The 15335-nt window shown below is 52.9% G+C and carries 11 protein-coding genes and 4 pseudogenes; 11 read left to right on the forward strand and 4 right to left on the reverse strand.

Annotated elements, in window-relative coordinates; translation table 11 throughout:
* Positions 1–216: 216 nt before the first annotated feature.
* A pseudogene (locus HNR55_RS16070) lies at positions 217–940 on the reverse strand (IS5 family transposase).
* 231 nt (positions 941–1171) lie between these two features.
* Positions 1172–1606, reverse strand: coding sequence for a MerR family transcriptional regulator (locus HNR55_RS16075; RefSeq protein ID WP_166117138.1), 435 nt, complete (start codon positions 1604–1606; stop codon positions 1172–1174).
* 75 nt (positions 1607–1681) lie between these two features.
* Here HNR55_RS16075 and HNR55_RS16080 point away from each other — a divergent pair, with 75 nt between their 5' ends.
* The 8 genes and pseudogenes from HNR55_RS16080 (at position 1682) to HNR55_RS16110 (ending at position 12050) form a co-directional block, all read left to right on the forward strand.
* Positions 1682–3682 carry a heavy metal translocating P-type ATPase gene (locus tag HNR55_RS16080; RefSeq protein WP_306309695.1) on the forward strand — a complete coding sequence of 667 codons (2001 nt, stop codon included), beginning with the start codon at positions 1682–1684 and terminating at the stop codon, positions 3680–3682.
* Positions 3640–3828 (forward strand): hypothetical protein, encoded by a 189-nt coding sequence (locus tag HNR55_RS17220; RefSeq protein WP_306309696.1) that lies wholly within the window; start codon positions 3640–3642, stop codon positions 3826–3828. Before HNR55_RS16080 ends, HNR55_RS17220 begins: the two co-directional genes overlap by 43 nt.
* A 210-nt stretch (positions 3829–4038) precedes the next feature.
* Positions 4039–4554, forward strand: a complete 516-nt coding sequence (locus HNR55_RS16085) for a hypothetical protein (protein WP_048854877.1) — start codon at positions 4039–4041, stop codon at positions 4552–4554.
* A gap of 19 nt (positions 4555–4573) precedes the next feature.
* Entirely contained in the window at positions 4574–5809 is a 1236-nt protein-coding gene (locus HNR55_RS16090; RefSeq protein ID WP_166117140.1) for a TolC family protein, read from the forward strand.
* Positions 5806–6957, forward strand: coding sequence for an efflux RND transporter periplasmic adaptor subunit (locus HNR55_RS16095; RefSeq protein WP_166117136.1), 1152 nt, complete (start codon positions 5806–5808; stop codon positions 6955–6957). Before HNR55_RS16090 ends, HNR55_RS16095 begins: the two co-directional genes overlap by 4 nt.
* Positions 6957–10028 (forward strand): efflux RND transporter permease subunit, encoded by a 3072-nt coding sequence (locus tag HNR55_RS16100; RefSeq protein ID WP_095350493.1) that lies wholly within the window; start codon positions 6957–6959, stop codon positions 10026–10028. The genes HNR55_RS16095 and HNR55_RS16100 overlap by 1 nt, the downstream gene beginning before the upstream one ends.
* Complete coding sequence (locus HNR55_RS16105; protein WP_184382782.1) at positions 10028–10702, forward strand: response regulator transcription factor; 675 nt, start codon at positions 10028–10030, stop codon at positions 10700–10702. The genes HNR55_RS16100 and HNR55_RS16105 overlap by 1 nt, the downstream gene beginning before the upstream one ends.
* Positions 10699–12050 (forward strand): annotated as a pseudogene (locus HNR55_RS16110) (histidine kinase dimerization/phospho-acceptor domain-containing protein). The gene HNR55_RS16105 and the pseudogene HNR55_RS16110 overlap by 4 nt, the downstream one beginning before the upstream one ends.
* 141 nt (positions 12051–12191) lie before the next feature.
* Here the strand turns inward: HNR55_RS16110 and HNR55_RS16120 are convergent.
* Positions 12192–12383 carry a hypothetical protein gene (locus HNR55_RS16120; RefSeq protein WP_128106382.1) on the reverse strand — a complete coding sequence of 64 codons (192 nt, stop codon included), beginning with the start codon at positions 12381–12383 and terminating at the stop codon, positions 12192–12194.
* A pseudogene (locus tag HNR55_RS16125) lies at positions 12310–12580 on the reverse strand (ATP-binding protein); the annotation flags it as partial. The gene HNR55_RS16120 and the pseudogene HNR55_RS16125, both read right to left, overlap by 74 nt.
* 233 nt (positions 12581–12813) lie before the next feature.
* On the opposite strand from HNR55_RS16125, the gene HNR55_RS16130 reads away from it, so the two are divergent.
* The 3 genes and pseudogenes from HNR55_RS16130 to HNR55_RS16140 all read left to right on the forward strand — a co-directional run.
* Positions 12814–13113, forward strand: coding sequence for a hypothetical protein (locus HNR55_RS16130; protein ID WP_143221496.1), 300 nt, complete (start codon positions 12814–12816; stop codon positions 13111–13113).
* Positions 13100–14305, forward strand: a complete 1206-nt coding sequence (locus HNR55_RS16135; protein ID WP_166117174.1) for an OprO/OprP family phosphate-selective porin — start codon at positions 13100–13102, stop codon at positions 14303–14305. Before HNR55_RS16130 ends, HNR55_RS16135 begins: the two co-directional genes overlap by 14 nt.
* 153 nt (positions 14306–14458) lie before the next feature.
* Positions 14459–15335, forward strand: a pseudogene (locus HNR55_RS16140) (IS5 family transposase); the annotation flags it as partial.

Consider the following 15335-nt stretch of genomic DNA (forward strand, 5'->3'; position numbering starts at 1 on the left):
GTACGTAGTCGTGGCGCTCCCATGACGTATCTGTCCCATAAGGCTTCCTTCCACTCACGTGAAAATAATACCCCATCAAATCCCGGGACTAAACACCTAGACACTGATTTTAACAATTTTTTTAATCGAGTGAATATCTTTGACTCACAAGGTTTTTTATATTGGGAGGCACATTGTTCACTTTCACCTCATCGTCCTTAAACTTTGGCTCAGGACTCATAGCCAGAACAAGACGGTCAGGCATCTGTCATAGCGTGTTGCGACCCGTCTCCAGTCCTTGAGCCTGCCGAACATGATCTCGATACGGTTGCAGCGTTTGTATTTCCGCTTGTCGTATTTGATCGGTCTTCCACGAGATTTTCGGCCAGGAATACAGGATTTGATCCCTTTCTTCTCCAGGGCCTTCCTGAACCAGTCAGCGTCATAGCCCCGGTCTGCCAGCACCCATTCGGCGGGTGGCAGACCGTCCAGATGGGCAGCTGCACCAGTGTAGTCACTGATCTGGCCTGCTGTCATGAAGACGTCGAGTGGACGTCCGTTCCAGTCGGTGACGGCATGTAACTTCGTATTCATCCCGCCTTTGGTCCGCCCGCTCAGACGGTCTGGGCCCCCTTTTTTAACCGCAGGCTCGAAGCCATGCGATGTGCTTTGAGATAGGTCGCATCAATCATGATCATCTGAGGCTCTGCCTTGCCGTTAGCCAGTCCATCCATCATACAGATGAAGATCCCCATAGCACTCAGCGCTTCCAGCGGTTGTAGAGCGTCTTGTATGGGCCGTATTCCCGGGGGGCATCACGCCAGCGCAGACCATTGCGGTTCACGAAAATGATCCCGCTCAACACACGACAGCCGTCAACCCGAGGTTTGCCATGGCTCTTCGGGAAAAAGGGACGCAGACGATCCATCTGCCCGTCCGTCAGCCAATACAGGTCACTCATCTTCAGTCTCCTCAAGGAGCCTGAATCACATCCTGCTGCCCATATCAATGGATCCTGAGCCTAGCGCTCTCAGTCCTGAGTATTTTTTCATGAATAATATGCCTTTCATAGAACTATATTACTGATTTTTAATCACAATCATTCTGATAAATCAGGCCATAGTCACGTCTGATACTTATACCGTAAAAGGAAGTTTGGCAGGGCACTCCAAGCAACCAGCCATTTGCGACATTACTGGTCAATATCATGAGACATGATTTTCTGATGATCAGCCACGCATAGGCCATGATCACCCAGAACCTGAATAACCCGGCATGTTTGCACTGTGCCACAGGTGCATTGTGCTACCATACGCTCAAGTTCCTTATACAGGGCATTCAGCCTTACAAGGCGGTGTTCCACCTCCGCAAGCTGGCGCTTTGCAATGGCATCACAACTCTGATCGGGGCTATCCGACAGGGCCAGCAATTCCCGAATATCTTCCAGCGGAAACCCCAGCTCGCGCGCATGGCGGATAAAGTTCAAGCGTTCGCGGCTGGTATTATTGTAAATCCTTTGCCCGCCTTCATTCCGTTCCGGCTTGGGGAGCAGCCCGATCTGCTCGTAGTACCGGATGGTTGGCACTTTTACACCAGTCAGCCCAGACAGTTTTCCGATACTCAACATGCAGAATCCCCTTGAACCTCTAGTTACTAGAGGATGTAGCTATCTCATTCTCTCGCGTCGGGACAGGAGGATAAAATGCCGGATACACATGAATGGCTCGTAACAGGGATGGACTGCCCATCCTGCGCTGCAAAAATAAAAGGAGCCGTAGCCCAGCTACCCGGCATTGAAGCGGTTGAAATATCTGTCATGTCCCGAAAACTCAGGGTTACGGCAACGGCGCATGCCACTCCCCCGGCAGATGTTGAAAACCGTGTAAAAAGCCTTGGCTACGGTATTGAAGCCTTTGCACAGGCAGGCAGCGCACCTAACCCGCACACGGGGGCTGACGAGCCCACCACACAAGCCGATGTCCCTTGGTACCGAACAGGAAAAGGGCATCTGGTTCTGCTCACCGCAACCTTGCTTGTGGTAGCATGGGGGCTGGCACTTCTGCTGCCAGCTTCCGGGAACTGGCCTTTTATTGTGGCATGCCTTGCAGGCCTTATACCCATTGCCTTACGGGCTTTTGCCGCCATCCGTGCAGGGCAGCCTTTTTCCATTGAGGCACTGATGACCATTGCCGCAACTGGTGCGCTGTTTATTGGCGCAGCGCAGGAAGCGGCTCTGGTTGTCTTTCTGTTTGCCGTGGGCGAACTGCTTGAAGGCGTTGCCGTAAGCCATGCGCGCGATGGCATTCGGGCATTAAGCACGCTGGTACCCAAAACGGCCCTGCGCGAAAAAAACGACATGATGGAAGACGTCGCGGCAACGGAACTCGTGCCCGGCGATGTTGTTATTGTGCGGCCGGGGGACCGTATTCCTGCCGATGGCAAAATTATTTCAGGCACCGGCGGTGTGGATGAAAGCCCCGTAACGGGTGAGAGCATGCCCGTAACACGTGGGCCGGGCGACCCGGTATTTGCAGGAGCGATTAATAACGAAACAGCCCTGCGGGTACAGGTAACACGCGCAGCAGCAGACAATACCATTGCCCGGATTATCCGGCTGGTTGAGCAGGCGGAAGATTCACGCGCACCAACACAGCGGTTCATTGACCGCTTCAGCCGTTGGTACATGCCCTCCATTGTGGGTCTATCCGCGCTGGTTGTGGCTATCCCGCCCCTGTTTTTTGGGCAGGCGTGGTCGGTCTGGGTCTATCGTGGCCTATCCCTGCTGCTTATTGGGTGCCCGTGCGCTCTGGTTATCTCGGTCCCTGCCGCCATTGCATCGGCTCTATGCGCTGGGGCACGGCATGGCCTGCTTATGAAGGGTGGTGCCGTTATTGAAGCCACGGCGGCAATCAAAACGGTTGCACTGGATAAAACAGGCACCCTGACCATGGGCCAGCCCGAGGTAACGGATATTCTCTGCCTGGATCAGCACTCTACGGCCGAAGTTCTTACTCTTGCCGCAGCAGTAGAAAAAGCCTCCAACCACCCGTTGGCTCAGGCCATTGTACGCAAGGCGGCAGGCATGGCGCTGCCACCTGTACAGGATAGCCGCGCTATTCCGGGCAAGGGTGTGTCTGCCGTGTTTGATGGGCAGATCATAACAATCGCCAGCCCCCGGCATGCAAGGCAGGATGGCGCATTGTCCAGCACAACCGCAGCACAGGCCACTGCCATGGAAAGTGAAGGCAAAACGGTTGTTGTCCTTTATACCGGCACGGCTCTGGCACTGATCGGATTGCGGGATGAACCAAGGCAGGATGCGCAGGAAACAATACGGCAACTCCGCAGCCTTGGGGTCACGCCCATTATCCTGACAGGAGATAACCAACGCACAGCCGCAGCCATTGCAGCCCTGCTGCACACGGATTACGAAGCCGAACTGCTGCCGGAGCAGAAACAGCAGACCATCCGCGAACTGGCAGCACGTGGCCCGGTTATGATGGTGGGGGACGGTATTAACGATGCCCCTGCCCTTAAACAGGCAACCGTTGGTGTTGCCATAGGATCGGGAACAGATGTCGGCTGGAAACCGCGGACGCCGCCATACTGCGTAACTGTATTACAGACATTCCGGCCCTTATTCGCCTTGCCCGCTCGACCATGGGCAATATCCGGCAGAATGTATCCATCGCACTCGGGCTGAAGGGGGTTTTTCTGGTAACAACCATTATTGGCATGACGGGCCTATGGCTGGCCATTATGGCCGATACCGGCGCCACCGTTCTTGTAACCCTGAACGCCCTGCGGCTTTTACGCACAAAACCCGCGGGACTTGCACAAAAAAATTAGGAGAGCCTGCCCCCTGCCCTTTGATGCTCCAGCAACAAAAGGCAAGGGGCAAAATAGGCATGAGAGCAAGGGTCGTCGACCTACACTCTCATGCCTGACATAGGCAAACAGTCGCTATACCCTGCGAGCCTGATTTTCTACCTTTTCCCTGCCGTTCAGGTTCACGTCATTTTCCTCTGTTATGAAGGTTATGACTTTCAACAGGATGACATGAACGTGACTATCAAACGAGAACAGGCCAACAGCGCAATCCAGATCGCCCGTTATGGGGTAATCATCCTGAGTCTGGTTTGCATGAGCTCCCGACTGGCCCAGGCAGACGATGCCACAGATGATATTTGCAAAACTGCTGGGCAGGGCATTCGCCTGCATATCGATGGCACCTATGGTGGGTACCCCTTTTCCGTATTGCGTGAAGCAGTATTGGATGGGGTGGCCTGTCCTTCCAGCGCCCTGCAAGTGCAGGCATTTGAGACTATAGCAGCCCCACCCCCGCATATGCGGATCACCCTCATGCGACCGTTGGGGCAAGGGCGGCAGGGAACAATCTCCGCCATGCTGTATGCCCAAGGACGATTTGTGATTGGCGAGCGGATGTCCCTCTCCTCTTTCTCTCGTACACAATCCCCCTCGTCAGTCAAAGCAGACATAAACCTCGTGACCACGAATTTATGGAACGATCTGGCGGCGCGCGTGACGCATAACAAGCCAATTATTCCTCAATGATTGGAACGTGAGTCATCCAATGCGGCTTGTCCTGTTTTTAAGTGTGGCTTGCTGGGGCATAGGCATGCCCTCCCTTCAGGCCCAGACACCGCAAAAGGCGCTGTCTTTCCATGATGCAGTCAGCATGGCCTGGAGCATTGACCCCGTGCGTAAGGCCCTTCAGGTGGGACATCATTCCGCCAAAGCACGTGCCAGTGCGGCTGGCTCCTGGTTTGCGGGCGGGCCAACACTCTCGGGTGAGTATATGGATGACCATGCCATAGGCAGTAATGAGGGATACACAACCTATCAGGGCGGTCTGTCCGTACCGCTCTGGCTGCCCGGACAAGGTAGCGCTACCCGCGAGGTCGCGGGTGCGGAATCTGAATCCATTAATGAGCAGCTTAACGTCGAGCATATGGTGCTTTCGATCAAAGTGCTGGAAGCTGCCGCAGCATTGCAGATCGCGCAGGCGCGCCTGAATGTAGCAAACGCGCTCTACAGCGCCACAAGCCGGATCAACCAGAATGTGACGCACGCGGTGCACGCAGGCGAACTGGCTCTTTCGGACAGCCAGATGGCACAGGCAGGACTGGAAAATGCCCGTAATGAACAGACACTGGCGCAAGAGGCCATGAATAATGCCCTTGCCGAGCAGGAAGTCCTGCTGGGGCGTGCCAGTGAAGTGGATTTTAACAGCGGTGATGGGCTGGCACATGCACGTTTTGTGGACCCGCATGATATGGAAGAGAACGACCCACGCATAAAAGTCGTGCGCCATAATGTTGAAGCTGCGGAAGCAAACATGAAGCTGGCGCGCCGGTCTTTTATGCCTAATCCAGAAATTGGCATTGATGCCATCCATGAAAAACAATACGGCAGCCCCTGGGATGACCGTGTAGGCATTAACTTCAGCGTTCCGTTGCCGAGTGAAGTGCGCAATACGCCCATGATGTCCGAAGCCAGCAACCGGCTGGCCACGGCCAATAGTGAGGAAATACAGGCGCGCCGCATGGTGCATCTGGAAATTACTCGGGTCCGCGAGCGTCTTATGGCGGCAACAACCGCCCGACAGACCATGCGCACAGCCGCAGACAGTCTGGAAAAACGTGCCGTAGCGCAGGAGCGGGCATGGCGGGTTGGTGAAGTAGCCTTGAATACGGCCCTGCAAGCCCGGCAGGAAGCCTGCAACGCCCAGATGGCCAGTGCACGGGCAGACATTGAATGGCGTGTTGCAACCATCCGCATGCTGCTGGCCATGGGCGTTGTGCCATGAAAAAACTCCTGCTCCTTTGTTTTGCAAGCGCCTTCCCGCAGTTTGCCGCCTATGCCGCAGAACAGGCGTTACCAGCAGATATCTCCCTTGATGCCGCAGCGGTCAGCCATGAAGGGATTACGGTCTTTCCCGTTGCATCTGGCACGATTTTTCCGAGCATACCGGTCGTCTGTCAGGTCATACCCGACACCACGCGGCTTGTGCACATTCACCCCGTAGGCAGTGGTAAGGTGCTCGCGGTGCTGGTCCAGCCCGGAACACATGTACGCCAAGGGCAGCCATTACTACGTTATCAGGACCATTCCCTGCACGCCGCCCAGTTGCAGGATGCACAGATACAGGCAGCCCTGACCGCTGCCATTGCAGCACAGCATGATGCAGCACAGGCTGTACAGCGTGCACAGCTGCTGGCGGGGCAGGCCGTATCCATTGCCGAGTTACACCGCAGACAGGATGCGCTGGCGCAGGCCAATGCCAATGTGCGGACCCGTCAGGCCGATGCCGATACGCTGGGCCATCGCTTCAAGGAGGAGTTCAACTCGGTTTCGGAACAGGGCGCACGTAAAGGCCGGGACGAAACGTCTACCCTGATTGCCCCTGTGGATGGCGTGGTGCAGACACTCGATGTTAGCGTTGCGGCAGACCTTTCCCCCGTACAGGATATCATGACACTGGTGGACCTTTCCAGCGTATGGGTTGTCTCCGATGTGACGCCAGAGCAGGCAGCGCATATTCAGCCCGGTGCCCAGCAGAGCACGGTAACAACAGCAGGGCCGGTTATCTCACACATCAATACGGTGGGCGCAATGGCCAGTGCCCTTACGGGGCTGGTCAGGCTGATCAGCATTGTTCCCAATCCGACCGGCGCACTGGTACCCGGTATGGTGCTCAATGGAACACTTGCTGGAAAAGACGGTGTCCGGGGGCTTGTCGTACCCTCCGAAGCCATACAGAAAATTGCTGGCCAGTCCGTTGTGTTTATCCAGAAAGACAACACACATTACCATCCGGTTGTGGTGGATGTTGCCATGGACAATGGTGAGCAGGCCGTTATCCACACAGGGCTGAAGGAAGGGGAACACGTTGTAGCTCACGGCAGCTTTGCATTGCGCTCCGTTGTGGAACTGGCCGGAATGGACGCGGACTGATGGTGCTCAAATACCTGCACGCATTGCTGCGCAGCCGTCTGCTGGTCATGGGGGGGCTGAGCCTGTTCATGGCTGCCGGGGTTATGGTGGTCATGGGTCTGCCGGTGGAAGCCGTGCCCGATATTTCTCCCAAGCAGGTCCTTGTGTCTGTTGTCGCCCCCGGTCTTGCGACCGAAGAGGTGGAAAAACTGATTACATTCCCCGTGGAAACAAGCATGACCGGCATTCCCGGCATGACGGATCTACGCTCTGTTTCCCGCAGTGGGGTTTCCGTTGTTTACGCACAGTTTGCCGATGATACGGACATCAACCTCGACCGCACACGTGTTAATGAACGGATGCAGCAGGCCCGAACGACCATATCCGTCCCCGGTATTACACTCAGCATGGGGCCACTTGCCACCGGCATGGGTGAGATCATGCAATTCCAGATCAAGGGAGCGGGGCATTCACTGACAGAACTGAACCGCCTGATGAACTGGGTCGTGGTGCCCCAGATGCGCCTGGTGCCCGGTGTGGTGGATGTAAACGTGAACGGGGGTGGAGAGGAAACATATGAAGTCACACTGGACCAGGCACGACTGGTTGCCAGCAATCTTTCTGCTGGAGACGTCTACCGCGCGATAGATGGCAACAATGCCGCATCTGGTGGTGGGTGGATTACACACCATGCGGAGCAGCAGATTGTTGTCGGTCGTGGTCTGGTGCGCGACCTGGATGATTTTGCGAACATTCCTGTCCGAAGCAACAGCGATGGTTCCATCCTGCGCCTGCGAGACCTTGGGCACGTTGGCATGGGAATGCGCACCCGCCTTGGCGCAGTCACCCGCGATGGACAGGGTGAAATCGTCATTGGTGTAGTGATGATGGAAAGCGGGGCAAGCTCGAATGCAACGCTGGCGGCCATAAAGGACGCCCTGCCCCGCATCCGGCAATCCCTGCCGGAAGGCGTTACGCTTGACCCCTATTACACCCGCGCCACATTGACCGGCACCACCATTGCCACTGTGCGCGACAATCTACTTATGGGGGCCGTGCTGGTGCTGGGCGTGCTGATTGTCGTGATCGGCAACTGGCGGGCGGCTCTGGTTATTGCATCCGTTATTCCGGTCGCTCTTGTCACAACCATGGCGGGCATGCGGTATTTTGGCATTTCAGCCAATCTGCTGAGCCTTGGCGCCATTGATTTTGGCATGATTGTTGATGGCTCTCTTGTTGTTGTCGAGCATATTCTCGCACGACGGGAAGAAGAACCTGATGTGGACTTCACGGCTCTGGTTATCTCATCCGTGCAACAGGTCATACGCCCGGTAGGATTTGCCATACTTGTTATCATCATGGTGTATCTGCCGGTGCTGACGTTACAGGGCATAGAAGGACATATGTTTCGCCCTATGGCGCAGACTGTGATTATGGCGCTTCTGGCTTCCCTGCTGTACTGCTTTAGCTGTGTTCCCGTTCTTTCCGTTTTGCTGCTGGGACGTGTGCACCCCAAAGGCGAGACGTATCTGATAACCACCCTGCGCGCGCCATACGCCATCATGGTCAAATGGGGGAAAGATCATCCCCGCATTCTGTTTGGTGGCACTCTGGCCATTCTGGTGCTCTCCGCCGGATTGGCAATGCGGCTGGGCGGAGAGTTTATTCCCCAACTGGATGAAGGGGCGCTCACAGTAACAACAACGCGCCTTCCTTCGGCATCCTTAAACACGGTACTTGCATCCGTTTCTCTGCAGGAGCAGATCCTCCGCCGTTTTCCTGAGGTCAAAGCCGTGGTCAGCAATACTGGCACCTCCGCCATACCAACCGACCCAATGGGCGTGAATGAAACAGACAGTTTTATTTTCCTCAATGACCCTTCAACATGGAAAACCGCACACACTCAGGCCGGACTGGTTGCCGCAATGGATGAAACCCTGCGGCGGGAACTTCCCGATGCGCTTTACTCATGGAGCCAGCCTGTCCAGATGCGTATGGACGACCTTCTGTCGGGTGTCAGAACCCAGATTGCTGTTTCCATTTATGGTGACAACCTGCAAACCCTTGCCAGATTAGGCGATCAGGTGGCTGCGGTCATGTCTGGCGTGCAGGGAGCAGCAGACGTAGCCCCTGCGGGTGATGGCACCGTGCCGCTGATTGTCATTGACGTGGACCGCATTCAGGCGGCCAGCCGGAATGTTGCCATGCAGGATATTCTGGATACGGTAGAAGCTGTCGGTGGCCACATAGGGCGCCCTGTGACTGTGGGTAATGCCATGATCAGCACCCAGGTCCGGTTTGATGCCCGTCAGGTCGCGTCCATTGCTGCCATCAGCACACTACAGATCCGGCGGGCCGATGGTCTGGGGCGTGTCATGCTGTCACAGGTTGCGCATGTGCATGAGGTGGACGGTCCACCACGCATCAGCCGGGACAGGGTGCGCAGGCGCATGGTCATACAGGCCAATGTCAGGGGCAGGGACCTTGCTTCCTACGTGGCGCAGGCACAGGCCCGCGTCAGGCAGGAGGTCAAACTCCCTGCAGGTTACACAATGGAATGGCAGGGTCAGTTCCAGAACCTGCAATCTGCCACACGTCGGCTGGAGCTTGTTCTGCCCATTGCTCTGGGGCTGATCTTTGCGTTGCTGGTCCTCGCATTTGGTGCCCTACTTCCGGCCCTGCTCGTGTTTATCAACCTGCCGGTAGCTGCAACCGGCGGCGTTATTGCCCTCACACTCAGGGGGATGCCGTTCAGTATTTCTGCAGGCATCGGGTTCATTGCCCTGTTTGGTGTTGCTATTCTCAATGGTGTTGTGCTGGTCAGTGAAATATCAGCTTTGCGCGCCAGAGGCATGCAGGTTGCCCAGGCTGCTTTCAGGGCTGCCCAGTCGCGCTTCCGGCCGGTCATGGCTACAGCTCTTGTGGCAAGCCTCGGATTTTTCCCCATGGCGTTTTCCCAGAGTGCCGGAGCAGAAGTGGAACGGCCATTGGCCAGTGTTGTCATCGGTGGGCTTGTATCCTCCACTCTGCTGACGCTTCTGGTGCTCCCCTTGCTATATGCCCGGACCGTGCGGGAAAAGGAGCAGAGTTAATGCGTATCCTTATCGTTGAAGATGAACAGGATCTGGGTACAGCGGTACAGGAACGGATTGGTCTGGAAGGGCATGCCGTGGACTGGTTCATGACACTGGAGGACGCCCGGGCAGCCCTCGATGCGGTAGAGTATGACTTCATCTTGCTGGATATGGGATTACCAGATGGCCATGGGCGCGAATTACTGCGTGAAATCCGCCAGACATCGCGCAATGTTGCCATCCTGATTACCACGGCAGAAGACCAGATTAGTGACCGGATTACCGGCCTGTCTGATGGGGCGGATGATTACATTGTCAAACCATATGATCTGAATGAACTGGTTGCACGGATTGCGGCTGTCGCGCGCAGATATGTTGCTCCTCGTAAGCAGATAATCCACCACCTGGATGACCTGACAATTGACCGTGAAAACCAATCTGTCTCACGCAATAACCTGAGACTGGACCTGACAGCCCGCGAATGGACGATCATGGAACTGCTGTCGCGCAATCCGGGCAGGATTTATTCGCGCCAGCAGATTGATACAGCACTCTACGCCCTCGACCATGAGGTGGACAGTAACACCGTGGAGGTTTTTATCAGCCGTTTGCGCAGAAAGGTAGGGAATACGGCCATACGAACCATTCGTGGCCGTGGGTACTGCCTGAATGACAAGACACACAACGCATGAAAAGCTGGAAGCTTTCAACGCGCATTGTCAGCGGTATTTTGATGGTGGTCATGCTGGGCATGCTGCTGCTGAGCACGGCCGTGGGTGGGTTTACCCGTTATGAGGTGACGGAAAGACTGGATAATTCCTTGCAGGAAGTCTCCGAACGCCTGCAGACAGTTGTAGCAGACCGAATGCGCAACCAGACCTCTGTTTCCGTCGCATGGTTACCAGAAGCTGGCCCCCGAACACTGGCGTATCAGGTGCTTGATGATACGGGGCATATTGTACTGCGCTCACAGAATGCCCCCACCACTCCGTTTGTGCAGGGTGGCAAGGTCGGGTTTGTCAACGTGGCGCAGTTTCGTGTTTATGTCGCGGCCCCTTCGACTGATCACTATCATGTTCTTGTGGGAGAACCTACATTCCACCGACAGGAAGCTGTCCGACGGGCCATCATGATTTCCATCGTCCCGATGCTGTTTTTTATGCCGGTCATCTGGTTGCTGGTACGTTTGATTGTATACCGAGCCCTGGCCCCATGGACCGCCTGCACGATGAAATGCGCGCTCGTGGGAGTGGGAACCTGCGCCCCATTCTCTCCCTGAACCTGCCAGATGAGCTGCTCCCCATCCAGCGCTCCGTCAACACACTTATGGAACGGCTGGAAACTGCTTTATCAACTGAACGTGCTTTTGCCGCCAGTGCAGCCCATGAACTCCGTAATCCACTGGGGGCACTTATGGCACAGGTGCAAATGCTCGGCCGTATGCTCCCCGCTGGCTCGGAGCTGGATGAACGGGTGGAACTCATAGCCAGCCGGACCCGCAGACTAGCCCGGACTGTAGAAAAACTGCTGCAATTATCGCGCGCATCGTCCGGCATTGCATTCCGCCGAGACCGTTTTGATCTTTTGGCTGTCATACACGTTCTGGTCGATGACCTTACGTGCAATGTCTATGATGACGTGCATATTATTTTAAAAACAAACAGAATATCAAAAATATTTGTCTACGGAGACATGGATGCAACGGGTATTCTAATCCGTAATCTTCTGGAAAATGCCCTGTTACACCGCAATATCGCAAGACCCGTTGTTGTAACCATTCTGCCTGACGGCTGTATTGATATTACGAACGATTGTGCCGCATTATCCCCTGAAACTCTTGCCAGATTAACAAACCCATTTGTGCGTGGAAGCCATACAGTGTATGGCAGCGGACTGGGGCTGGCTATTGCCAGCAATATTGCCCAACAAATGGACGCCACGCTCTCGCTCTGTTCCCCTCTTGCCGGAACAACACGTGGTTTTGGTGTTTCCATCCGTTTTCCTGATCTGGAAACCCAGACTGGCGAACAGGGCGACTAGGTTCAGGACACATTCTTGAAGATAGAAGATGAAGGATGAAGCTTGCTCCGACGTGGATTACGGAGATGAATGTATGCGCGCTGCGGTCGTATCTGGTCGCAACACGTCGCCAGTTTTTCAGCTTTGCGAACATGTTTTCGATCAGATGACGCTTTTTATACAGATGCCAATTTGTTGATTTTCGTTGAGAACTGCCCCGGGTTTTTCATGAACAATTGACCCGTCCTGATTGTGTATGTCTCCTGTTTTGAGGAGATATTCAAGCGTGTTTTTCTGCCTTTTTCTTTCTGATTTTTGGTTTGGCGCTACTGGCACGGAACCTGTAGCTGTCATTTCCTGTTTCGAGGATATGACAGTGATGGGTAAATCGATCGAGTAGCGCCCGTTGTCATCTTGGGGTCTCCGAAAACATCGTTCCATTCCCCGAACCCCAGATTAGTTGTGATAATGACACTTGTCCGCTCGTAGAGACGGCTGAGCAGATGGAACAGAAAAGCCCCACCTGACGCGCTGAACGGCAGGTATGGGAGTCTTAAAATGAGCCCGTTAGATCGGATTATGCTCTAAATACCTCATGCATTAAGTGAAAAATACAATTTCAAATAACCAAAAATAATAGTTGTATATATCATATAACTATGATTATGTCTTTTTAAAAAAGGGCAATATAAACAAAACATTTGTAGTTTAATATGTCTTTTTTTAACCAAAAAAACACGATAGGAAAGGTTCGCTTATCTTTGGAAAGTGAGGATCTTCGGTCATGTCATTACGAGTTAGGTTTGATCCTGAATTCATAGGAGAGCAAATCGGGCAGTTATGCTTTGAAGAAAGTCGTACAGTGCAAGAACTAGATTCATATCTAGCTGGTGCGGCTTATGCTGTGTGCTTATCTTTGGGCAAAGAGAAACCATGGAAACAAAAAGACTTTGTTAGCATTGGCTTATCTATTGTCCGCTCCGGGACAAAAAAATTTCTTGATTTAACAGAAAAAAACATACTGATAAATTCAGTTCCGCAAGAAAACGATATGAATCATATAAATAATCATGTGGAAAAATAAATATTATATTTTACATACTATATTAAGTCTGTGTTTTTTAAATTCAGATGCCGTTGCGGGAACTGTTAAAGATATTATTATCGGAAAAGTTATTGTGCATCCTTTTGCACAAGACCAACTTGAGGTTGGCAGTAATATACAAGGCAACAAATCTTCGTCTTCTCCTTCTGCCAGCGGTCCGCATATTCGTAACGGCGTGAGGGTCAATATAGCTAATCAGGTCAGAATAGGTGCTATTTGGGATTTTGGAGCAGCTCCTGGAGGACAAATGCGTCTTTTCGAAGGAGCGGCTAGTTATACGGGATTGAAACATTTCCAATTTTCAGTCGGCGTTTTTAATCCTAGTTTTGGGTTGTCATCTATGCAGCCCAGAGGTGATAGTATTTTTCCTGAAAGAGCAAGTGTTTCAACAATTACTCGTGGCCTTGCGGCTGGTGCTAATCGGCAAGCCATTCAGGCATTATTTTATGGAAGTTACTACCACTTGGCCATTTCTGGCACAGCAGGAACCGCAGGTCCTGGGAAAGACGGCAATCAAAGGGCAATCGTTTTCAGATCTGTTATTTTACCTATCCGTAGCCAATCTTTTCTCATGCACATAGGCATCTCAGGGGAATGGGTTTTCCAACCATCTCACAAAAGTTCGATGGAAGGTGGCGTATCGTTTTCGGATACACCTGAAAATGGGGACGGCCTGAAAGATAAATACATAAAAACGGGAAATATTCTCGCAAAAAGCGCTGGTGCTTTTGGCTTGGAGGGGGCTATTTCTTGGAAAAAATTACTTATAACGAGTGAATATTATAATTTAATTGTTAATACAAAGCCAAATCCCACGACAACCAGACAAAATTTTTATGGATGGTACGTGACTGCAGCTTACACATTAGTTGGAAAAGCACGTAGCTGGAAAGCAACATCGGCTAGTTTTACGTCTCCATCATGCGATCAGAAAGATTCTCTTTTTTGCCACGGTACTGGAGTTATAGAATTGGCGACAAGATTCTCTCAAATGGATTTAGAAAGCAATGATATATCAGGCGGAAAACAGAATATATGTAGTTTAAATATAAATTGGTATCCTCTGGATATTTTAAGACTTTCGTTAGATTATTCTCACACAAAATTTTATAGAAAAGGAACATATAATGATTTTGATAGCATTCTATCTATGTTCCAAGTATATTTCTAAATAAAAATTTAATAGCACTGAGCGATCATGGGCGGATTCAACCGGTCGTCGCAGCACCTTCGATTATATGTGGAGGGTTCTAAAAACTCCATGGTTTTGAGTGCGTATCTGTGATTCCATACCTCCTGTGGTGATTGGGTGGATGAATGAATAATGAAACAGCCTGGTTTCTTTGATGTTGAAAAGCGGCTTGCTCGTTTGAGCGGTCTTGGCGATCAGCTTGAAGCGTTTTCCCGGACTGTGGATTTTGAGGTGTTCCGCCCTGATCTGGAGAAGGCTCTGGCCTATTCAGATGGAAGCAAGGGCGGCCGACCGCCGTTTGATCCGGTGTTGATGTTCAAGATCCTGGTGATCCAGACGCTCAACAATTTGTCTGATGAGCGGACAGAGTATCTCATCAACGATCGCCTCTCCTTTATGCGTTTCCTTGGTCTGGGACTTTCAGATCGGGTGCCTGATGCCAAAACAATCTGGCTGTTCCGTGAACGCCTGACACAGGCGGGGGCCATTGAAAGACTGTTTGAGCGCTTTGATGCGACCCTGCGCAGCGCTGGTTATCTGCCGATGTCAGGCCAGATCCTGGATGCCACGCTCGTAGCGGCTCCGAAGCAGCGCAATACAAACGCAGAGAAAGCGGATCTGCGAGCAGGCCGTATTCCTGAAGACTGGCAGGACAAGCCATCCAAACTGTCGCACAAGGACAGGCATGCACGATGGACGCTGAAGTTCACGAAGGCGAAGCAGCAGGATGATGGAACCATGCCATCCAGCGATCTTGTCATCCCGTTCTTTGGCTACAAATCCCACGTCTCCATCGATCGGAAGTTTCGGTTCATCCGAAAATGGAAGACGACGGATGCCGCCGCCAGTGATGGTGCGCGATTGAGAGAGGGGCTGCTGGATAAAACCAATACGGCCTCAAGCGTCTGGGCTGAACAGCGTATCGCTCAAAAGCCAATGAAGATTTCATGGAAAAGCATGGCTTTGTCTCAAAGGTTCACAGGAAGAAGCCGCATCTCAAACCCATGCC

The sequence above is a fragment of the Acetobacter lovaniensis genome, from assembly GCF_014207635.1.
GTDB lineage: Bacteria > Pseudomonadota > Alphaproteobacteria > Acetobacterales > Acetobacteraceae > Acetobacter > Acetobacter lovaniensis.